Annotated in this window: 15 protein-coding genes; 10 read left to right on the top strand and 5 right to left on the bottom strand. The window is 65.7% G+C overall.

From position 1 onward, the window contains the following. The first annotated feature begins 204 nt into the window (after nt 1–204). The 3 genes from ACVMIH_RS33140 (at nt 205) to ACVMIH_RS33130 (ending at nt 3492) form a co-directional block, all read left to right on the top strand. A complete protein-coding gene (locus tag ACVMIH_RS33140) occupies nt 205–1092 on the top strand; it encodes an N-formylglutamate amidohydrolase (protein ID WP_057016267.1) in 888 nt (295 codons plus the stop codon). Nucleotides 1093–1661: 569 nt separating this feature from the next. Continuing rightward, entirely contained in the window at nt 1662–2441 is a 780-nt protein-coding gene (gene hisN, locus ACVMIH_RS33135; protein WP_057016257.1) for a histidinol-phosphatase, read from the top strand. Between the two features lie 82 nt (nt 2442–2523). Continuing rightward, nucleotides 2524–3492, top strand: coding sequence for a tripartite tricarboxylate transporter substrate binding protein (locus ACVMIH_RS33130; RefSeq protein ID WP_456853292.1), 969 nt, complete (start codon nt 2524–2526; stop codon nt 3490–3492). Nucleotides 3493–3500: 8 nt separating this feature from the next. Here the strand turns inward: ACVMIH_RS33130 and ACVMIH_RS33125 are convergent, their stop codons facing one another. Further along, nucleotides 3501–4394, bottom strand: a complete 894-nt coding sequence (locus ACVMIH_RS33125; protein ID WP_057016256.1) for a LysR family transcriptional regulator — start codon at nt 4392–4394, stop codon at nt 3501–3503. Nucleotides 4395–4486: 92 nt separating this feature from the next. On the opposite strand from ACVMIH_RS33125, the gene ACVMIH_RS33120 reads away from it, so the two are divergent. Next, entirely contained in the window at nt 4487–5239 is a 753-nt protein-coding gene (locus ACVMIH_RS33120; protein ID WP_057016255.1) for a sulfite exporter TauE/SafE family protein, read from the top strand. Between the two features lie 30 nt (nt 5240–5269). Here ACVMIH_RS33120 and ACVMIH_RS33115 read toward each other — a convergent pair whose 3' ends face one another. Then, a complete protein-coding gene (locus tag ACVMIH_RS33115; protein ID WP_057016254.1) occupies nt 5270–5905 on the bottom strand; it encodes a LysE family translocator in 636 nt (211 codons plus the stop codon). Nucleotides 5906–6143: 238 nt separating this feature from the next. Between ACVMIH_RS33115 and ACVMIH_RS33110 the strand changes: the two genes are divergently transcribed. Continuing rightward, nucleotides 6144–7943: an adenylate/guanylate cyclase domain-containing protein gene (locus ACVMIH_RS33110; protein ID WP_057016253.1), complete on the top strand. Its 1800-nt coding sequence runs from the start codon at nt 6144–6146 to the stop codon at nt 7941–7943. Between the two features lie 60 nt (nt 7944–8003). After that, entirely contained in the window at nt 8004–8663 is a 660-nt protein-coding gene (locus ACVMIH_RS33105) for a hypothetical protein (RefSeq protein ID WP_456864694.1), read from the top strand. Nucleotides 8664–8726: 63 nt separating this feature from the next. Here the strand turns inward: ACVMIH_RS33105 and ACVMIH_RS33100 are convergent, their stop codons facing one another. Further along, nucleotides 8727–9674 carry an alpha/beta hydrolase gene (locus ACVMIH_RS33100; protein ID WP_456864692.1) on the bottom strand — a complete coding sequence of 316 codons (948 nt, stop codon included), beginning with the start codon at nt 9672–9674 and terminating at the stop codon, nt 8727–8729. A gap of 221 nt (nt 9675–9895) precedes the next feature. Here ACVMIH_RS33100 and ACVMIH_RS33095 point away from each other — a divergent pair, with 221 nt between their 5' ends. Next, nucleotides 9896–10372: an Hsp20 family protein gene (locus ACVMIH_RS33095; RefSeq protein ID WP_076827682.1), complete on the top strand. Its 477-nt coding sequence runs from the start codon at nt 9896–9898 to the stop codon at nt 10370–10372. Between the two features lie 82 nt (nt 10373–10454). Here the strand turns inward: ACVMIH_RS33095 and ACVMIH_RS33090 are convergent, their stop codons facing one another. Beyond that, a complete protein-coding gene (locus tag ACVMIH_RS33090; protein WP_456783582.1) occupies nt 10455–11288 on the bottom strand; it encodes a hypothetical protein in 834 nt (277 codons plus the stop codon). Nucleotides 11289–11758: 470 nt separating this feature from the next. On the opposite strand from ACVMIH_RS33090, the gene gltB reads away from it, so the two are divergent. Together gltB and ACVMIH_RS33080 are read left to right on the top strand one after the other, a co-directional pair. Continuing rightward, nucleotides 11759–16495 carry a glutamate synthase large subunit gene (gltB, locus tag ACVMIH_RS33085; RefSeq protein WP_057016248.1) on the top strand — a complete coding sequence of 1579 codons (4737 nt, stop codon included), beginning with the start codon at nt 11759–11761 and terminating at the stop codon, nt 16493–16495. 136 nt (nt 16496–16631) lie between these two features. Further along, a complete protein-coding gene (locus ACVMIH_RS33080; RefSeq protein WP_456864690.1) occupies nt 16632–18089 on the top strand; it encodes a glutamate synthase subunit beta in 1458 nt (485 codons plus the stop codon). Nucleotides 18090–18264: 175 nt separating this feature from the next. Here ACVMIH_RS33080 and ACVMIH_RS33075 read toward each other — a convergent pair whose 3' ends face one another. Beyond that, nucleotides 18265–19953 carry an outer membrane beta-barrel protein gene (locus ACVMIH_RS33075; RefSeq protein ID WP_456864688.1) on the bottom strand — a complete coding sequence of 563 codons (1689 nt, stop codon included), beginning with the start codon at nt 19951–19953 and terminating at the stop codon, nt 18265–18267. A 260-nt stretch (nt 19954–20213) separates the two neighbouring features. Between ACVMIH_RS33075 and ACVMIH_RS33070 the strand changes: the two genes are divergently transcribed. Further along, a complete protein-coding gene (locus ACVMIH_RS33070) occupies nt 20214–21221 on the top strand; it encodes a KpsF/GutQ family sugar-phosphate isomerase (RefSeq protein WP_229192679.1) in 1008 nt (335 codons plus the stop codon). Nucleotides 21222–21299: the final 78 nt, after the last annotated feature.

Genomic DNA, 21299 nt, shown 5'->3' with positions numbered 1-21299 from the left:
GCCACCCATTTGTGGACCGAACCGGACATCGAATCAACCGGGTGCCGCATTTGCTGCTTTTAAGACGCGTTCCAGCTGAAACCACGCTCTTTTCACTTGGCAGAATGATCGCGATTACCGACAATGCGTGCCCATAAATCTCCGCTTTTCCGGCAGACTCAGTTGCTGCGGGGCGAGGCGGACGCAAGGGACGGCGCCAAGGGAATGACCGAATTTGCTGGCGAGTTGTCGCCCCCGTTCGAGATCGTTGAGCCGCAGGCTTGGCGCGCGCCGATCATCTTCAATTCCCCGCATTCGGGCTCGGTCTATCCGGCCGAATTCCTCGACGCGTCGCGAATCGATGTGGTGTCGCTGCGGCGCTCCGAAGACTCTTTCATGGACGAGCTGATCGCTGGCCTCAGCGATCGCGGCTTTCCGATCGTGCGGGTCAACTTCCCGCGCTCCTATGTCGACGTGAACCGCGAGCCCTACGAGCTCGACCCGCGCATGTTCACCGGGCGGCTGCCGAGCTTTGCCAATACGCGTTCGATGCGGGTGGCCGGCGGGCTCGGCACCATCCCGCGCGTGGTCGGCGACGGCCAGGAGATCTATCGCGAGCGGCTCGACGTCGACGAGGCGCTGCGCCGGATCGAGGTGCTCTACAAGCCCTATCACCGCGCGCTGCGCCGGCTGATCAACAAGGCGCACCAGGCGTTCGGCGCCGTGATCGTGGTCGACTGCCATTCAATGCCGTCGGTCGGCGTGTCGCGCGACGAGCCGCGCCGGCCCGACGTCGTGATCGGCGACCGCTACGGCACGAGCTGTGCGGCGCTATTGCCCGACCTCGTCGAGGAGATCATGAGCTCGCTCGGCTATTCGATCGGCCGCAACAAGCCCTATGCCGGCGGCTTCATCACCGAGCATTACGGCAATCCGGCGAGCGGCCTGCACACCGTGCAGATCGAGCTCAACCGCGCGGTCTATATGGATGAGCGCCGCCGCGAGCGCGGCCCTCGCTTCGCGCAGGTGGCCGCCGACTTTGCGACCCTGGCGGATGCGCTCGCGAAAATCCCGTTCGGCGATCTCGGCCCGTTCCAGGCGGCAGCGGAGTAATCAATCCTTCGTCGGGACTGCGATCCCGACGAAGTCATGAACCAGGAATTCAAGTTGGCGGCGCGATAAGCGCCGAACTGAATTCTCAGTTCACTTGCGGAAACGACGGCCCAAGAAAAAAGGGCCGCTTGAATGAACAAGCGGCCCAAGTCTAGGGAGGAAACGCCCAAGGAGGGCAGCGATAGCGCGAGGCGCTACCGCACCGCAACAATATGCGACCGCGCTGCACAAAACGCAAGAACTTTCGAAACATTTCTTGGGTAATGTTGGAAAGTCTGGCGAAACTGCAACAGGCCGGCAGGAGCGGCTTTCCGTATGTAGGATCAATATCTTACAAGGAAAGCCCCCGGGCGGGCAGCGCTCTGCGCATAGCTTGTATACCAGAATTCGCAACTTCGTGATCGAGACCGGGACCCGGGGCGCTTTCGAATCCGAAGCCAAATCGAAAGTCCGGAACCGCGTCATCGGGCTGGATAACACTCCGTTAATCGTGCGCGCCGCGCCGGATTGAGCTAGGCAAGACCGCATCCGATTTCTACCGCGTCGTTTGCGCAGTTCAGGGACATGCCGTGACGGTCATCGACTTTACCGCCTTCATCGGCCGCCTTGCGACCGCATCCGGCGAAACCATCCTGCCCTTCTTCCGCACCTCGCTCTCGGTCGACAACAAGAGCTCGAACGATTTCGATCCGGTCACCGAGGCCGACCGGGCGGCGGAAGCCGTGATGCGGCGGCTGATCAAGTCGAACTTCCCCCAACACGGCATCGTCGGCGAGGAGTTCGGCAATGAGCGCGAGGACGCCGACTATGTCTGGGTGCTCGATCCGATCGACGGCACGAAATCCTTCATCGCCGGCTTTCCGATCTGGGGCACGCTGATCGCGCTGCTGCACAAAGGTACGCCGGTATTCGGCATGATGCACCAGCCCTATATCGGCGAGCGCTTCTCCGGCGACAACGGCTCGGCGCATTACTCCGGCCCGTCGGGCGAACGGCGGCTCTCGGTACGGCGCTGCGCCTCGCTGAAGGAAGCGACCGTCTTCACCACGAGCCCGCTGCTGATGAATCCGGATGACCGCACCCGCTTCGGCCGCATCGAGAATGCAGCGCGCCTGTCGCGCTATGGCGGCGACTGCTACTCCTATTGCATGCTCGCCGCCGGTCATCTCGACCTCGTGGTCGAGACCGAGCTGAAGCCTTACGACATTGCCGGCCTGATCCCGATCATCACCGGCGCCGGCGGCGTCGTCACCACCTGGGACGGCAAGCCGGCGCAAAGCGGCGGCCGAATCATCGCGGCCGGCGACCCGCGCGTGCACGAAGCGGCGATGAAGCTTTTGAACGCCTGAGTTCCCTGCCTGATTCTTGAGTTGCCGGGCGTCTGATCTGCGCCCATCCTGACCGCAACCAGAAAAGCCAGGGATGGGCGACATGACGATGCGCGGCAGGCTGCTGGCAGCCCTTCTCCTGCTTCTCGCGCCCGTCACGGCTTTCGCCCAGGATTTCCCGACCAAGCCGCTCCGGCTGATCGTGCCGTTCCCGCCCGGCGGGCCGAACGACATCATCGCGCGGGTGATCGGGCAGAAGATCTCGGAGCTCGCAAGGCAGCCCGTGATCGTCGACAACCGCGCCGGCCAGGGCGGCGTGCTCGGCACCGACGCGGTCGCGAAGGCGGCGCCCGACGGCTACACGGTGGCGATCGCGAGCGCCGGCGCGCTGGCGATCAGCCCCAGCATGGAGAGGGTTGCCTACGACACGCTGAAGGATCTCGCGCCGGTGACGCTGGTCGCGACCGTGCCGGAGATGCTGGTGGTCGCCGCCAACGTGCCGGCGAGGAACATGAACGAACTGGTCGCGCTCGCCAGGGCGCAGCCGGGTAAGCTCAACTTCGCCTCCTCCGGCCCCGGCAGCCTGCCGCATCTCGCCTGCGAATTGTTCAAGCTGACGGCCAAGATCGACATCGTGCACGTGCCCTATCGCGGCGCCGCGCCGGCGGTGAACGACCTGTTGGGTCAGCAGGTGCAGATGACCTTCCTCGACCTGCCGGTGATCCTGCCGCAGATCAAGGCGGGCGCGCTGCGGCCAATCGCGCTCGGTGGGCGCGAACGCGCGCCGACCGCACCCGACGTGCCGACCACCGCCGAGGCCGGCATGCCCGAACTGGTCATCGAGAACTGGTACGGCATGGTCGCGCCCGCACGCACGCCGCCCGCGATCGTCGCAAGGCTGAACCAGCTCGCCACCGCGGCGATGGCCGATCCGATGGTCAAGCAGAAGCTCGCCGAGCAAGGCCTGACGCTGGCCGGCGACACGCCGGAGCATTTCCGCGACTTCATCGCCGCCGACATCAGGAAATGGGCGAAGGTGATCCAGGACGCCGGCGTGGTGACGACGAAATGAGCCAGCCGTCAGCGCTGCGCTTCTGCGCGCAGATAGTCCACAAGTTGCTTGGCCGCCCGCGGCAGCGCCTTGAAGCTGCGCGCGCAGATCGTCAGCCGGCGGTTGGCCCAGGCGTCGCGGATCCTTATCGTCGTGATCGGCATCGACGCCGCGCAGCGCCGCGCCGCGGTCTCCGGGATCACGGCGATGCCGACATCGGCGGCGACCATCTGGCAGATCGCGTCGAAGCCGCGCAGGCGGGCGCGGAAGCGCAGCCGCGCCCCGAGCTTTGCGGCATGCCGCGAGATATGAACCTGCAGCGCGGATGTTGCCGTGAGGCCGACGAAATCGCGGCCGACCACTTCCTGGAAGTCGATCTGGCGGCGGCCGCCGAGATCGCCGCGCCGCGACGCCACCAGCATCAAGCGGTCCTCGCTGAACAGGAAGCGCTCGACGCTGTCGGGCAGCGCGTGCTCCGCGGCGAAGCCGAGATCGGCGGCGCCGCTGGCGATCGCGGTCGCGATATCGGTGCTCTCGCGCTCCTCGACATCGACGCTGATATCGGGATGCTCGTGCAGGAAGGCCGCGAGCGCGCGCGGCAGATGCTCCGACAGGCCCGAGGTGTTGGCGAGCAGCAGCACGTTGGCGCGCACGCCGCTGGCATAGGCGGCGAGATCGCTTTGCAGCGCCTCGACATTGTGGATCACGATGCGGGCGTGGCCGAGCAAGCTCTCGCCCGCCGCAGTAAGTTCGACGCCGCGGCGGCCGCGCTTGAGCAGCGCGACGCCGAGCACTTCCTCGAGGCCCTTGATCCGCTCGCTAGCCGAAGCCAGCGCAAGGTTCGCGCGCGCCGCGCCCTGGGTGATGCTGCGCGCATCGGAAACCGCGATGAACAATTGCAAATCGGTCAGGTCGAACCGCATGACGTTTCCCACCCCATACCTTCGGGTCGTCCGAAGGCTAACTCCGTAACCTCCAGATTGTGCCGTTCGCATCGATCGGTCAATGTGCCGCCATGGTCGACCATCTCCTGATCTTCATCGCTTTCGCCTTCCTGCTCGCCGGCTTCGTCAAGGGGACGCTCGGCCTCGGCCTGCCGACGGTCGCGATGGGGCTGCTCGCAACCACGATGGCGCCGGGCCAGGCGATTGCTATCGTGATCGTGCCGGCGATCGTCACCAATATCTGGCAGACCTTCGTCGGCCCCTATCTGCGCGACATCATCAAGCGGCTGTGGCCGTTGATGCTCGGCACCGTGGCGGGCATCTGGATCAATGCCGGGCTGCTGACCGGGCCTTACGCGGCCTACGGCACCGTCGTGCTGGGCGTGCTGCTGGTGATCTACGCGATCGTCGGCCTGAGCAGGTTCAGCTTCAAGATCGCGCAGCGCGACGAGAAATGGATCGGCGGCATCGTCGGCGTCATCACCGGGCTGATCTCGGCGGCGACCGGCGTTCAGGTCATCCCCTCGATGCCTTTCATGCAGGCGATCGGCATGGAGAAGGACGAACTGGTGCAGGCGCTCGGCGTGTTCTTCACCACTGCGACCGTGGCGCTCGCCTTCAACCTCACGGCATCGGGCCTGCTGACGGCAGCCACCGCGCTGCCGGGCGCGGTCGCGATGGCGGCGTCGTTCACCGGCATGTTCATCGGCCAGGCGGTTCGCACACGGATGCACCCCGAGGTGTTCCGCCGCTGGTTCCTGATCGCGATGATCCTGCTCGGCATCTATCTCGCCGGCAGCGCACTGCTCAAGATCCACGGCTAGAGCGGCAAAGCGAGAGCCTCAAGGCGCGAGCTAGCGCGCCTCCAGCGTCGCGACGCGGACGCCGAGATAGATGAAGAGCGCGCCGAGCGAGCGGTTGATCCAGGCGATCACGCCGGCCGATTGCCTGATGTGGCCGGCAGCCCGCGCCGCGAAGGCCGCAAGGCCAAGGCACCACAGCGTGCCGCCGGTGATGAAGATCAGGCCGAGCACCAGGAAGGCGAGCGTCTTGTGCGGCGAATCGGCCGCCACGAATTGCGGCAGGAAAGCCAGGAAGAACAGCGCCACCTTGGGGTTGAGGATATTGGTCAGCGCCCCCTGCCAGAACACACGCGAGATCGAGGTCTCGCCGCCCTGCCCCGTGATGTCAGCGACTGGCCTGGCGCGCGCCAGCAGCATCTGCAGACCGGTCAGCACCAGATAGGCCGCGCCGACCAGCTTGACGACCAGGAACGCGGTCGACGAGGCCATCAGCAGCGCCGACAGCCCGATCGCCGCACCCAGCACATGAACCAGGCAGCCGCAGCTGATTCCCATCGCCGCAGCGGCTCCGCCGCGCCATCCGAGCTGAATCGTGCGCCCGATGATATAGGCGGTATCCGGCCCCGGTGTGACGTTGAGCAGCAGGCCGGACAGGACAAACAGCCAAAGTTCGTGAATTCCCAGCATGGCAGTGAGATTAACCTATGCAAGTAACCGCCCGGAAAGGATGATCAGCCAGCCGGCGCCATCCCAGCGACACACGAATTCAGTAGAGAAACCACTGTACGATCCGTTGGTCGCATGCCAATTCCTGCTACTATGCATTATAGGTGCCTGCAAACCGGGCTTCCGCCGGACCCGGCCTGTCTTGTAAGTATCGGATTCGGTCACCTCGGCTAAGTGGCCATTCCAGGGCACAGGAGACATGGAAAGACGGCTCGCTGCCATTCTTTGCGCTGACATCGCCGGCTATTCCCGCATGATGGGTGCCGACGAGGCGGGGACGCATGCCTCGTTCAAGGCGCACCGCAGCGCGATTTACCCGATCATCCTCAACCATGGCGGCCGAATCGTCAAAAACACCGGCGATGGCTTCCTCTTGGAATTTCCGAGCATCATCGGCGCGATCGAGGCCGCCGTCGCGATGCAGACCCTGATGGCCGAGCGCAACGAACATTTGCCGGCCGACCGCGCCATGCACTTCCGGATGGGCGTCCACATGGGCGACGTGATGGCCGACGAGGACGAGGTGTTCGGCGACGACGTCAACATCGCAGTCCGTCTCGAGACGGTCGCAACGCCCGGCGGCATCGCGGTGTCGGACAAGGCCCGCACCGAAGCGGGACGGCGGCTTGCCGTCACCCTCGTCGACGCCGGCCCGCACCGCTTCAAGAACATCGCCGAGCCGGTCAATGTCTGGACTTGGGCGCCGGCCGGATCCGATGCCCAGGAGCAGGTTCCGGACGACGGCCCGCATCTGCCGGGGCAATACCGGACCGCAATCGTCGGCGTGCTGCCGTTCGACAATCTGAGCGGCGGCGCCGACGAATATTTCTCGGACGGCCTGACCGAGGACCTGATCCACGCGCTGTCGCTGCAATCCTTCTACCGCGTGCTGAGCCGCAACTCGACCTTCGCCTACAAGGGCAAGAACGTCTCGACGCGGCTGATCGCGCGCGAGATCGACGCGACCTATCTGATCCAGGGTTCGGTACGGCGCGCCGGCAACAAGATCCGCGTCTCCGCCGAGCTGATCGCGCCCGAGAAGGGCGAGCAGCTGTGGACCGGCCGCTACGACCGCGACATGGGCGACCTGTTCGCGATGCAGGACGAGATCACCGCGAATCTCTCCGCCGCCGTCGCGCAGGAGATCTATCGCGCCGAAGCATCGGCACCGGCGCGCTCGCCGAACGCCGAACTGACGGCGTGGGATCGCTTCCTGAAGGGGCTGTCGCACTACTACCAGCAGACCAAGGACGATTGCGAAACCGCGATCGCGCTGTTCAAGGAAGCGATCGAGCTCGACCCCGCGCTGTCGATCGCGCGCGCCTATCTGGCGCTGATTCAGATCCAGAGCATCCAGTTCGGCTGGATTCCGAGCACGCGCGAATTGTGGGCCTCGTCGGTCAGCCTGGCCGAGAGCAGCGTGCGGCTCGACCCGCGCTCCTCGTTCGCGTTTTCGCTGCTGGCCTATCTGCACGCGATGCAGGGCCATTACGAAGCCGCGATGGACGCCATCAAGCGGGCGATCGAGCTCAACCCCTACGACATGGGCGCGCGCGGCGTGCTGGGAATCTGCCACATGGTGATCGGCGACCATCGCAAGGCGGTCGATCTGTTCTCGACGGCGGTCCAGCGCGGCAACAGCGACCCGCGCTACCAATGGGCGGCGCTGAACGCGTTCAGCCATTATCTGCTCGGGCAATATGACGCGTCGCTGTCGTGGTCGCGCGAGGGGCTGTATCTGAACCCGAACCATCTGCAGTGCCTTGCGGTGCGCACCGCAGCGCTCGCCCAGCTCGGCCGCGCCGACGAGGCCGCGCAGGCGGCCGAGGCCCTGCTCGCCAACCATCCCGAGCTGACGGTCGAGCGTCACTTGCGCAATTTCCACTGGAAGAACCCGGCCGACATCGCGCATTATCGCGACGGCCTCTTGAAAGCCGGGCTGCCGTTCGGCAAACTCGCTCTGGTTGCATCCACCTCGAAATTCGCCGTCGACTCCTGAGCGAATTCATCCACCGGTAATGGATGCTTTTTAAGCTGAAGCTTTTCAGGATGTGGTTTGATGTCCGATACGGCTGCAAGCGCGGCGCCCGCCCCGCAGATTTCTCCTGACAATCCCTGCCCGTTCCTGCGGGCGCTCGTCGCCGGCAACTATGTCGGCGGCCATATCGTGCCGCTGCCTGAACTGACCGGGACCATCGGGCGCGCAACCGGCAAGACCGGCTTCGAGGGATTCACCGCGCAGGCGAAGATCTTCATGGTGGCGCAGATCGCCAACGGCCTCGGTCCTTTCAGCCAGCTGCGCAGCCTGTTCCAGGGCGCCATTCTCGACGCGTTACGCAACGGCCCGCTCGACAAGCACGGCGCCGGCTCGCGCATCCTCGACCAGCACGCGGTGGTCCATGAGGACGAGATCGCGCGGCTCGCGACCTTCGGCAGCGACCACAAGGCACCCGACGGCAGCGTCGAACGCGGGCTGTCGGCCGCCGAGATCAAGACCTTCATGGCGGCGAACTTCCAGCGCGCCAAGGACGAGCATCCGCCGTCCTACGGCATCCTGCACTGCTACTATCCGCTCCTGATGCTAGGCGAGTGGCCGGTGCTGCTCGACATCATGGGCAAGGGCGAAGGCAAGGACCGCTATCTCAGCGTCGCCGAGGTCAGGACGCTGTTCGTGGACAAGCGCTTTCCTGACCGGATCGTCGCGCTGCTACAGCGCTAGATTTTTGTTGGACGCGTTTTCTTCACGCGAACCGGTTTCCCCTTCGCTCGAAAACGCCATGTTTCACTTGAACAGCGGCGTGCCCGGCACGAACGCATCGAACGCCGCCCAGAATTGGCCGCGGTAGCGGTCCTGCTCCTGCAGGATTTCGTGCTTGGAGCCGGCGATCACCAGATGCGAACCGGCGCGCAAGTGATAGGCGAACTCCTCGATCGCGGCCGTCGACACCACCTCGTCATTGCTCGCCGCCAGCATCAGGATCGGCTGGCGGATTTCGGACGGATACGACGTGCCGCGGAAGGTGCGCATCGCGGTGAACGCGGTGTCGGCCCATGCGATCGTCGGCGCCGCGATGCCGAGCGTCGGCTCTTCTTCCAGGATCGCCGCGTTGCGGGCATGGCGCACCGGATCGCTGGTGACGGGATTGCCGATGAAGGGCGCGAGGCCGACCAGTTCGTCGCTACCGCCGGGAACATAGCGGCCGCCCTGCCCGGCCAGCCGCATGATCCGAAGCAGCGCGCTCGGGAAGAACGACACGCGGCGGCGCGGCAGGTCGATCATCGGCGCCGACAGCACCATGCGGTCGAACCAGCGCTTGCCGGCATGCGCGAGGCGCAGCATCACCGCACCGCCCATCGAATGCGCCAGCGCGAAATAGGGCGGCGGGCAATCCGGCAGCACCACCTGCTGCACGAAGGTCTCGACGTCGACCTCGTAGTCGGCGAAGTCGCGCACATAGCCCTTGCGGGGATCGCGCAGCCGGCGCGACGAGTGGCCCTGCCCGCGCCAGTCGATCATCGCCACCGCAAAGCCACGGTCGCGCAGATCGCGCACGGTCTCGAAATATTTTTCGATCATCTCGCCGCGCCCGCCGAACACGCAGACCGTGCCCTTGCGGCCGGGCGGCGGCGCCCAGCGCGCAAAGCGCAGCTCGGCCCCGTCTGGTGTCTTGATGGTACCACTGACAACGTCGTCCGGAACCGGGTTGGCGGGAATCGAGACGAGCGTCATGAAGGGGACCGGAGTGGTGAGACAGGGTGGAGATCAAGGACGCCGGCGCCGAAAAATGCGACGCGGTTTCCGCCTCTTGAACGCGACGTGACCCCTCCCATATCATTTCCGTGCAGGCCGCTACCAGTGCTTCGGAACCGAAACATCAGGCTGCACACATCTAAGCCCGGCCCGATGGCGGGCGGGTAACTGAAACAGTCGCTCAATGGAGGACTATTCCTATGCGTAGCTACGACCTCACTCCGTTCTATCGTTCCACCGTCGGCTTCGACCGCCTCTTCAACCTGCTCGATCAGGTGACCTCGGACGGCAGCCCCGGCTATCCCCCCTACAACATCGAGCGCACCGGCGAGAATGCTTACCGGATCAGCGTTGCGGTCTCCGGCTTCTCGCAGGCCGAGCTTTCGATCGTCGCGAAGGAGAACACGCTGACGATCAAGGGCGAGAAAACCGCCAACGAGAACTCCGGCAACGGCGCCGAAGTGCTCTATCGCGGCATCGCCTCCCGCGCCTTCGAGCGCGTCTTCCAGCTTGCCGACTTCGTGCAGGTGAAAAACGCTTCGCTCGAGAACGGTCTGCTCCACGTCGATCTCGTCCGCGAGATTCCCGAGGCCAAGAAGCCCCGCAGCATTCCGATCGGCGGCGGCGAGAAGGCTCCGCAGGTCGTTGACGGCTCGGCCGGCAAGGTCGCCGCCTAAGCAACAAACCCCGCGTCAGCAGATATTGGCTGATCGCGAAAACGCCCCGGGAAACCGGGGCGTTTTTTGTTGCCGGTAACCGCTACTCCAATCCCTGCACCTTGGGCATTGCCTGGGTCGGCAGGATCGCGGGAGCGGGCGCCGGCGGCGGCGCACCCTGACCGACGGTCGGAGCCTCGGCTTGCTGGACGGCTTGCTGCGCAGCCTGGGCCTCGGCCGGCTTCGGGGCTGCGGCCTGCTCGGCCGTCGCGGGTGCAGCTGCCTGGGCAGGCTGCGGCGTGGCCGCCTGCGGGACGGCGGCCTGGGCCGCCGGGGCGGGAGCCTGGGCTGCCGCCGGCGCTTGGGCTGCCGCCGGAGCCTGGGTCGCCGGAACCTGAGCCGCCGGAACCTGGGCTTTGGCCCCCAGTGGGTTCCGCTTCGGCACCGGCACGCGGCTGGCGACATGCGGGATGGGGAGTGGCGGGCGCGGCACCCGGGCCTGGATCGGCCGCGGCATCGGCCCGACGGGACCGTCGGTCGCGCTCATTTCCTCTTCGTAATTGTCGCCGAGCCGGGAGGCCGGCGTGAAGCGGATGATGTGGCCGTCGCGGGCATCGATCACCAGCCTGCCGTCGTCGCCGCCCTGGTCGATCACCGAGATCGTGTAGACGAACCCGCGCTGTCGGGGCGCGCCAAGCGGCAGATAGCCGTTCTCGCGGAGCACGGTATAGACCTCGACCGGCGGCAACAGGCTCGGGACCCGGCCAAAGCGCGGCGGCGGCGGAACCTCGGGCATGGCGGCATAGGGCCCGTCCATGTCGGATACCCTGACCAGAAGCGGGCTGCCGATCCGGGCGGACGTCGCCAGCTGGGCCTCGGCCGAGGCTGCGCTGAGCGCGAGGGCGGCGGCAGCAACCGAACCTGTGAACAACTTCATCGCCGTAACTCCTGTCTGCCCCGCCCTGGAGCGTTTCCGCTCTCTTGCCGGCTTGCCCGGGGCAAAACTTCAGTTTCAAATTCGGCGGTCCTTGGTCCCTCCTTGGGCCAGATCACGGCGTGTTTGCTTCGAATCGGGGGCGCCACATGCCCGTCGAGCCGTTCGATCCGAGCATGCGGGCGAGGACTTCCTCGCGCTTGTGTGATAGACAAAAATTTGGCAAGGTCGAAGTTAGGACAGTAAAGCTGTCTCAATTTCGAGGCCATCCCGGCATAGGGATTGCAACGAGACCTCGGCGCCCCGAGCTCCGAGAATGCTGCAGGCAGGGCCGTCCCTCAGGGGACGTTGAAACGCCCGTCGTCTGAATTTAGGAAAATGCGGCTCGCGGCGGACGAGCGGTGGCCCGGTGGGTGCCGCAACGTCCAAGGTGCGCCAAATACGGTGGGGCCCTTACGAAAGGGAGAGGACACATGAGCGGGTCGGAATTCGAGCGCGAAAACATCGTGGCAGGAACGCTGTCGGCGACCGCGGACTCGAAAGCCGCCGAGCCCGCGCGTGAGTTGCATACTTGGCGCCCCGAAGCCGAGGGCCTGTACGATCCCAGCCTGGAAAAGGATTCCTGCGGCGTCGGCTTCATCGCCAACATCAAGGGCCAGAAGTCGCACCAGATCGTCTCCGACGCGCTGAACATCCTGTGCAACCTCGAGCATCGCGGCGCCGTCGGCGCCGACCCGCGCGCCGGTGACGGCGCCGGCATCCTGGTGCAGATCCCGCACGCCTTCTTCGCGCGCAAGACCGCGGAGCTCGGCTTCAAGCTGCCGCAGCCCGGCGAATACGCCATCGGCGCGCTGTTCATGCCGCGCGATGCCGCGTGGCGGAACGTGATCAAGAGCATCATCGCCGACGAGATCAAGAACGAGGGCTTCAAGCTGCTCGGCTGGCGCGACGTGCCCAGCGACAATTCATCGCTCGGCGTCACCGTGAAGCCGACCGAGCCCTACCACATGCAGGTCTTCATCGGCCGCAATGGTGCGGCCAAGACCGAGGACGATTTCGAGCGCCACCTCTACATCCTGCGCAAGTCGATCTCGCAGGCGATCTATCAGCGCCGCGACCGCGGCATGGCGGGCTACTATCCGTGCTCGCTGTCGTGCCGCACCGTGATCTACAAGGGCATGTTCCTCGCCGACCAGCTCGGCAAGTACTATCCCGACCTGCATGAGGCCGACTTCGACAGCGCGCTGGCGCTGGTGCATCAACGCTTCTCGACCAACACCTTCCCGACCTGGTCGCTGGCGCATCCCTACCGGATGATCGCCCATAACGGCGAGATCAACACGCTGCGCGGCAACGTCAACTGGATGGCGGCGCGACAGGCTTCGGTGCATTCGGAGCTCTACGGCAAGGACATCAGCCGCCTGTGGCCGATCTCCTATGAAGGCCAGAGCGACACCGCCTGCTTCGACAACGCGCTCGAATTCCTGGTGCAGGGCGGCTACTCGCTGCCGCACGCCGTGATGATGATGATTCCGGAAGCGTGGGCCGGCAATCCCCTGATGGATGAGCAGCGCCGCGCGTTCTACGAATATCATGCCGCGCTGATGGAGCCGTGGGACGGCCCGGCCGCAATCGCCTTCACCGACGGCCGCAAGATCGGCGCCACGCTCGATCGCAACGGCCTGCGCCCGGCGCGCTACCTCGTCACCAAGGACGACCGCATCGTGATGGCGTCCGAAATGGGCGTGCTGAAGATTCCGGAGGACCAGATCGTCACCAAGTGGCGGCTGCAACCCGGCAAGATGCTGCTCGTCGACCTCGAGCAGGGCCGCCTGATTCCCGACGACGAGATCAAGGCCGACCTCGCCAAGAGCCATCCCTACAGCGACTGGCTGCATCGCACCCAGATCCAGCTCGAGGAGCTGCCGGATGCGCCGGCCAAGGGCGTGCGCTCCAACCTGCCGCTGCTCGATCGGCAGCAGGCGTTCGGCTACAGCCAGGAAGACATCGCGATCCTGATGACGCCGATGGCGGCCACCGGCGAGGAAGCCGCGGGCTCGATGGGCAACGACACGCCGATCTCGGCGCTGTCGGACAGGCCGAAGCAGTTGTTCACCTACTTCAAGCAGAACTTCGCGCAGGTGACGAACCCGCCGATCGATCCGATCCGCGAGGAAATCGTCATGAGCCTCGTCTCGATCATCGGGCCGCGGCCGAACCTGTTCGACCTGCAGGGCGTCGCCTCGACCAAGCGCCTCGAGGTGCGGCAGCCGATCCTGACCGACGCGGATCTGGAAAAGATCCGTTCGATCTCCGACGTCGCCGAGACCCACTTCAAGTCGCGCACGCTCGACACCACCTTCCACGCCGGGTTCGGCGCGGCGGGCATGGAGCAGGTGCTCGACGAGCTCTGCGCACGTGCCGAGGGCGCGGTGCGCGAGGGCATCAACATCATCATCCTGTCGGACCGCATGACCGGCACCGACCGGATTCCGATCCCGTCGCTGCTGGCCTGCGCCGCCGTGCATCATCACCTGATCCGCACCGGCCTGCGCACCTCGGTCGGCCTCGTCGTAGAATCCGGTGAGCCGCGCGAGGTGCATCACTTCGCCTGCCTCGCCGGCTACGGCGCCGAAGCGATCAACCCCTATCTCGCGTTCGAAACCATCCTCGCGATGAAGGACCGGCTGCCCGGCGCGCTCGACGACTACGAGATCGTCAAGCGCTACATCAAGTCGATCGGCAAGGGCCTGCTCAAGGTGATGTCCAAGATGGGCATATCGACCTACCAGTCCTATTGCGGCGCGCAGATCTTCGACGCGGTCGGCCTGAAGGCCGACTTCGTCGCCAAGTATTTCGCCGGCACCCACACCCGAATCGAGGGCGTCGGCCTCGGCGAAATCGCCGAGGAGACCGTGCGGCGTCATACCGACGCGTTCGGCGACGGCCAGATCTACAAAAGCGCGCTCGATGTCGGCGGCGAATATGCCTACCGCACCCGTGGCGAGGACCACGCCTGGACCGCGGAATCGGTCTCGACGCTGCAGCATGCCGTGCGTGGCAATTCGCAGGAGCGCTACCGGGCGTTCGCCAAGATCCTCAACGAGCAGTCCGAGCGTCTCTTGACGCTGCGCGGCCTGTTCCGGATCAAGAGCGCCGAGGACGACAAGCGCAAGCCGGTCAAGCTCGAGGACGTCGAGCCGGCCAAGGACATCGTCAAGCGGTTCTCGACCGGCGCGATGTCGTTCGGCTCGATCTCGCGCGAGGCGCACACCACGCTCGCGATCGCGATGAACCGGATCGGCGGCAAGTCGAACACCGGCGAAGGCGGCGAGGAGTCCGACCGCTTCAAGCCGATGCCCAACGGCGACTCGATGCGCTCGGCGATCAAGCAGGTCGCCTCGGGCCGGTTCGGCGTGACGACGGAATACCTCGTCAACTCCGACATGATGCAGATCAAGATGGCGCAGGGCGCGAAGCCCGGCGAAGGCGGCCAGTTGCCCGGCCACAAGGTCGACGCGACGATTGCCCGCGTCCGGCATTCGACGCCGGGCGTCGGCCTGATCTCGCCGCCGCCGCATCACGACATCTACTCGATCGAAGACCTCGCCCAGCTGATCTACGACCTCAAGAACGTCAATCCGGACGGCCAGGTCTCGGTCAAGCTGGTGTCGGAAGTCGGCGTCGGCACGGTTGCCGCAGGCGTCGCCAAGGCGCGCGCCGACCATGTCACGATCGCGGGCTTCGAGGGCGGCACCGGTGCCTCGCCGCTGACCTCGATCAAGCATGCCGGCTCGCCGTGGGAGATCGGTCTTGCCGAGACCCATCAGACGCTGGTGCGCCAGCAGCTGCGCAGCCGCATCGCGGTCCAGGTCGATGGCGGCTTCCGCACCGGCCGTGACGTCGTGATCGGCGCGCTGCTCGGGGCCGACGAGTTCGGCTTCGCCACCGCCCCCCTGATCGCGGCGGGCTGCATCATGATGCGCAAGTGCCACCTCAACACCTGCCCGGTCGGCGTCGCGACCCAGGATCCGGTGCTGCGCAAGCGCTTCACCGGCCAGCCCGAGCACGTCATCAACTACTTCTTCTTCGTCGCCGAGGAAGTCCGCGAGATCATGGCGCAGCTCGGCTACAAGACGTTCGACGAGATGGTCGGCCAGGTCCAGATGCTGGACCAGACCGCGCTGGTCTCGCACTGGAAGGCCAAGGGCCTCGATTTCTCCAAGCTGTTCGTGCGGCAGAAGGAGGAGAAGGGCCAGACGATCTATCACTCGGAGAGCCAGAACCATCATCTGGAAGCCGTGCTCGACCGCCGGCTGATCGAGAAGGCGCAGGCCGCGCTCGATCGCGGCGCCCCGGTCAAGATCGAGGAAGAGATCAACAACACCGACCGTTCCGCCGGCGCGATGCTGTCGGGCGCGGTGGCCAAGATCTACGGCCATGCCGGCCTGCCGCTCGACACCATCCATGTCGGCCTGAAGGGCACGGCGGGACAGGCGTTCGGCGCCTGGCTCGCCAAGGGCGTCACCTTCGAGCTCGAGGGTGAAGGCAACGACTATGTCGGCAAGGGCCTCTCGGGCGGCTGCATCATCGTCAAGCCGCCGAAGATCTCCGGCATTGTGCCGGAAGAGTCGATCATCGTCGGCAACACCGTGATGTACGGCGCGATCGCGGGCGAGTGCTACTTCCGCGGCATCGCCGGCGAGCGCTTCGCGGTGCGCAACTCCGGCGCGGTCGCGGTCGTCGAGGGCGCCGGCGATCATTGCTGCGAATACATGACCGGCGGCATCGTCGTGGTGCTCGGCAAGACCGGACGCAACTTCGCGGCCGGCATGTCCGGCGGCATCGCCTATGTGCTGGACGAGGCCGGCGACTTCGACAAGCTGTGCAATCTTTCGATGGTCGAACTCGAGCCGGTGCTGTCGGAGGAGATGATCAACGCCGACACCTACCACCACTCCGGCGATCTCGAGGCGCATGGCCGGGTCGACGTGTTCCAGAACCTGCTCGACTCCGACGTGGAGCGGCTGCACGTCCTGATCACGCGTCACGCCAAGCTGACGGGTTCGAAGAAGGCGGCGGAGATCCTCGCCGACTGGAAGAGCTGGCTGCCGAAATTCCGCAAGGTGATGCCGGTCGAGTACCGCCGCGCGCTGAAGGAAATGAAGGCGAACGCCGACGCCGAGCCGAAGATCGCGATCGGCGCGTAGGGTTCATCACGCGTCATTCCGGGGCGCGCAAGGCGCGAACCCGGAATCTCGCAAGGCAACTTCAAGATTCCGGGTCTGCGCCTTCGGCGCAGCCCGGAATGACGGAACAACTGAGATGCAGGGGCATCGGGTTTCAATGGGTAAGATCACAGGTTTTCTCGAGATCGAGCGGCATGACCGCAAGTACGAGCCGGTCGCCGATCGACTCAAGAACTTCAGGGAATTCGTCATTCCGCTGAGCGAGAAGGACACGCGCGACCAGGCCGCGCGCTGCATGAATTGCGGCATTCCCTATTGCCACGGCACCGGCTCGACCGCGCCGGGCACGCCGGGCTGCCCGGTCAACAACCAGATCCCCGATTTCAACGACCTCGTCTATCAGGGCAACTGGGAAGAGGCCTCGCGCAATCTGCACTCGACCAACAATTTCCCCGAATTCACCGGCCGCATCTGCCCGGCGCCTTGCGAGGCGTCCTGCACGCTCAACATCGACGACAACCCGGTCACCATCAAGACCATCGAATGCGCGATCGTCGACCGCGCCTGGGACAATGGCTGGGTGAAGCCGGAGATCGCGGCGCAGAAGACCGGCAAGAAGGTCGCCGTGATCGGCTCGGGTCCCGCCGGCATGGCCGCCGCGCAGCAACTCGCGCGCGCCGGCCACGAGGTGCATGTCTACGAGAAGTTCGCCAAGGCCGGCGGCCTGCTGCGCTACGGCATTCCCGACTTCAAGATGGAGAAGGGCATCATCGACCGCCGCGTGGCGCAGATGGAGGCCGAGGGCGTCACCTTCCATTACGGCAAGGCCGTCGGCGGCTCGACGCCGGGCGCGATCGATCCGCAGGAGCTCGCCAAGCAGTATGACGCCGTGGCGCTGACCGGCGGCGCGGAAGCCCCGCGCGACCTGCCGATCCCCGGCCGCGAGCTTTCCGGCATCCACTTCGCGATGGACTTCCTGCCGCAGCAGAACCGCCGCGTCTCCGGCGAGCCGCTGAACGGCGCCGCCGACATCCTCGCCGGCGGCAAGCATGTCGTCGTGATCGGCGGCGGCGACACCGGATCGGACTGCATCGGCACCTCGTTCCGGCAAGGCGCAACGTCGGTGACCCAGCTCGAGATCATGCCGGCGCCGCCCGAGCACGAGAACAAGGGCGTGACCTGGCCGAACTGGCCGCTGAAGATGCGGACGTCGTCGAGCCAGGCCGAAGGGGCGGTGCGCGAATACGCCGTGCTGACGACCAAGTTCGAAGGCGTCGACGGCAAGGTGACGAAGCTGCATTGCGTCAAGGTCGACGACAAGTTCAAGCCGCTGCCCGGCACCGAGTTCACGCTCGACGCCGAGCTCGTGCTGCTGGCGATGGGCTTCGTCCATCCGGTGCACGAAGGGCTGCTCAAGACGCTGGGCGTCGAGCTCGACCAGCGCGGCAACGTCCGCGCCTCCCTGCAGGACTACCAGACCTCGCGCGCGAAGATCTTCTCTGCCGGCGACATGCGCCGCGGCCAGTCGCTGGTGGTCTGGGCGATCCGAGAAGGCCGCCTGTGCGCGCGCTCGATCGACACCTTCCTGATGGGGAAGACCGATCTGCCGGGGTAAGCGCGTCAGCCGCCACGCCACTGCAGCCACACACTGAACTGTCATCGCCCGCGAAAGCGGGCGATCCAGTATTCCAGAGACGTCAAGGCTTGAACGGACAGGCCGCGGCGTACTGGGTGCCCGCCTTCGCGGAGCACGACACCTCATTTGAGATGCGACTCGCGCATTTTCACCGCTAATTCTGCACCCGCACGCCGAGCATCACCACCGTTGACGCCGAGCTCTGTCCCGGCTGGTTGGAATCCAGCCAGTCGCGGCGCAGCGTGCCCTTGATCCAGAGGCTGCGGGTCATCTTGTAGATCAGGTCGCCTGACACCGAATAGATCGTGTCGTTGCGGTTGTCGCCCTGGTAGTCGAGCGTGCCGTAGGTGAACTTGCCGATGCCGGTCAGCCAGCGGCGGAAGTCGTGGTCGACCTCGACGGTGTAGGTGCGCGACAGCACGCCCGAGGTGCCGGGCAGCGTGGTCTCGCCGAGTTGGGTGTCGGAATAGAATTTGGCCGTGGTCAGCGGCGTCGCATTCCAGGTCAGCGAGGCGGTGGTCAGCAGGCCCTTGAGCGGGCTAAGCCGCGGATCGACATAGTCGCGCCTAGCATAGCCGATCGAGACCTCGCCGAAAAGAATCCGGGTGAACTCGAACGATGTGCCGACCTTGGCGTAACCGCCCGACGAATTGCGCGCGTAACCGTTGCGGTCGAGATAGAGATCGTGGAAGCGGCTGTCGCCCTCCACTTCCACGAACGGCTTCACCGCCGGATTGAGCTCATAGCTGACGCGGCCGACACCGCCATACTGCGTGAAGTTGCGATCGTCGTTGGACGACGAGGTGCCGTCGGTCAGCTTCGACCACTGATAGTCGGTGCGGTCGACGGTGCCGCCGAGCGAAACCTGCATGCGGTTGAAATGCTGGTCGATGCCGAAGGTGCCGCCGACCGTGCTGTAGATCGGATATCTTGCGAGGCCGGCCTGCACGTTCGGGCTGCCGGGATTGTCGGTCGAGACCAGCAGGCGGGCCTGCCCCAGCAGATGCGTGTCCTTGGTGACGTCGAGACGGCCGTCGATATGGCCGGTGAAGTTCGGACGGTCGATGTCGAGCGGCGCCGACAGCGGCGTGCCGTCGGCGTTCGGCGTCAGCCCGGAGCCATAGCCGTTGAAGGAGCCGCGCAAATCGGCGACGACGGCGTGACGCTCCCAGTCGGAGACCGCGAGGAATTCCGGCGCGACCATGTAGAACGCCCTGCCCTGCGGCAAGTAGAGCCGACCGGGGTTGGTGTCGTAGCCGGCCATCACCTCGACCGCGGTCTTGACCATGAACGAGCCGGCATAATCGCCGACCGCGCCGAACGGATCGTCGTCGATCTTGAGCCGCTTGCGCGGCGGCTGGCCGACGATGGTGCCGGCCATCGCCGGCGGCAGCGGCGTCTTGTTGGCGGTCTCCGAGGGCGGGATCGACAGCCGCAGCTGCCCCGTGGCGTTCAATGGCGCCGACGTCGGCGGCGGCGAGCCGGGTCCCGCCGGCGGCTTCGGTTTGGCCTGACCCGGATAGTATTTCGGCTTCTGGCGCTTGCGGTTGAGCGAGTCATAGCCCGACGTCGAGGCGCCGTTCGCCGCGGGGAGCCCGTAGGTCGGGACCTGCCCGATCCGCGTCGTCGATGTTGATGTCGATGAAGACGAGGAGGAACGGCGATCGCGATCGGCGTCGGGCAGCCTCAGGCCGTTGAGCGGATCCATGGCGTCGGCCGTGGTCCGGCGCAGCGGCGAATCTTGCGTGATCACCTGACTCTGGCGATTGGGGCTGAACAGATCGGGCGTCACGGTCTGGGCCGCGGCGAACCCGGTGGTCACGGTCAGCGCCAAGACGGTCACGGCAGGGCATGGCAAAACCGCGCGGACGAGGCGTCCACGCCGGTCTTGGCCGCTTGCTGGCCGCCGCAACACGATGGAAAAACTCCAACGAATTCACATACTTGTCGGACGCGCTCCGCCGGGCGGCGGAAAACGTCGTTAATGGAGTTAAAACAATTATGGTTAATGAGCCGTTGAGGATCGGCCGCCGCGCGTCGCATCGCGGAATCGAACGTGCTAAGGGAGACGCCCGGGTGCAAAACCCTCCCTTGGAATCCTAAATGGCCAAACCGAAACCGCTGATGACCAAATCATCCGGCCCCGATGACGGCGCCGTTCAATCGGCGCTCCGCACCCTCGATGCCGAAGCAAGCGGCGTCGCAGCCCTCTCCGCGGCACTGAAGTCCGACCTCGGCGCGCCGTTCGCGGCCGCGTCCGAGTTGATCGGCAATGCCAAGGGACGGCTGATCGTCACCGGGCTCGGCAAGTCCGGCCATATCGGGCGCAAGATCGCCGCGACCTTTGCCTCGACCGGCACGCCGGCGTTCTTCGTGCACGCCGCCGAAGCGAGCCATGGCGACCTCGGCATGATCACGATCGATGACGTGATCCTGGCGCTGTCATGGTCCGGCGAGCAGCCGGAGATGCGCAACCTGATCGCCTATGCCGCCCGCTTCGGCATTCCGCTGATCGCGATGACGGCCGACAAGGACTCGACGCTGAGCAAGGCGGCCGACGTGCAGCTGACGCTGCCGAAGGCCCGCGAGGCCTGCCCGCACAATCTGGCGCCGACCACGTCCTCGCTGATGATGCTGGCGCTCGGCGATGCGCTGGCGATCGCGCTGCTCGAGGGCCGCGGCTTCACCTCGACCGATTTCAGCGTGCTGCATCCGGGCGGCAAGCTCGGCGCGCTCCTGAAATATGCCCGCGACCTGATGCATGGCGGCGACGCGCTGCCGCTGAAGCCGCTCGGCACCAAGATGTCGGACGCGCTGGTCGAGATGACCTCCAAGGGTTTTGGCTGCGTCGGCATCGTCGACCTCCACGGCCATCTCGTCGGCATCGTCACCGACGGCGATCTGCGCCGGCAGATGCGCCCCGACCTTTTGACGCTGTCGGTCGACGAGGTCATGACCAGGACGCCGAAGACGATCAGCCGCGATACGCTGGCCGGCGAAGTGCTGGAGCTGCTCAACGCCTCGAAGATCACCACGCTGATCGTGACCGATGCGAAGAAGCCGGTCGGCATCATCCATCTGCACGATCTGCTGCGGGCGGGCGTGGCGTAGAGCCGCGCTTTCTTCCGTCATTGCGAGCGAAGCGAAGCAATCCATCTCTCCCCGCGCGGAGACGTGGATTGCTTCGTC

This window comes from Bradyrhizobium sp. USDA 4503 (assembly GCF_054055815.1).
The sequence above is the reverse complement of the archived record's forward strand: the minus strand, read 5'-3'. Positions and strand labels throughout refer to the sequence as shown.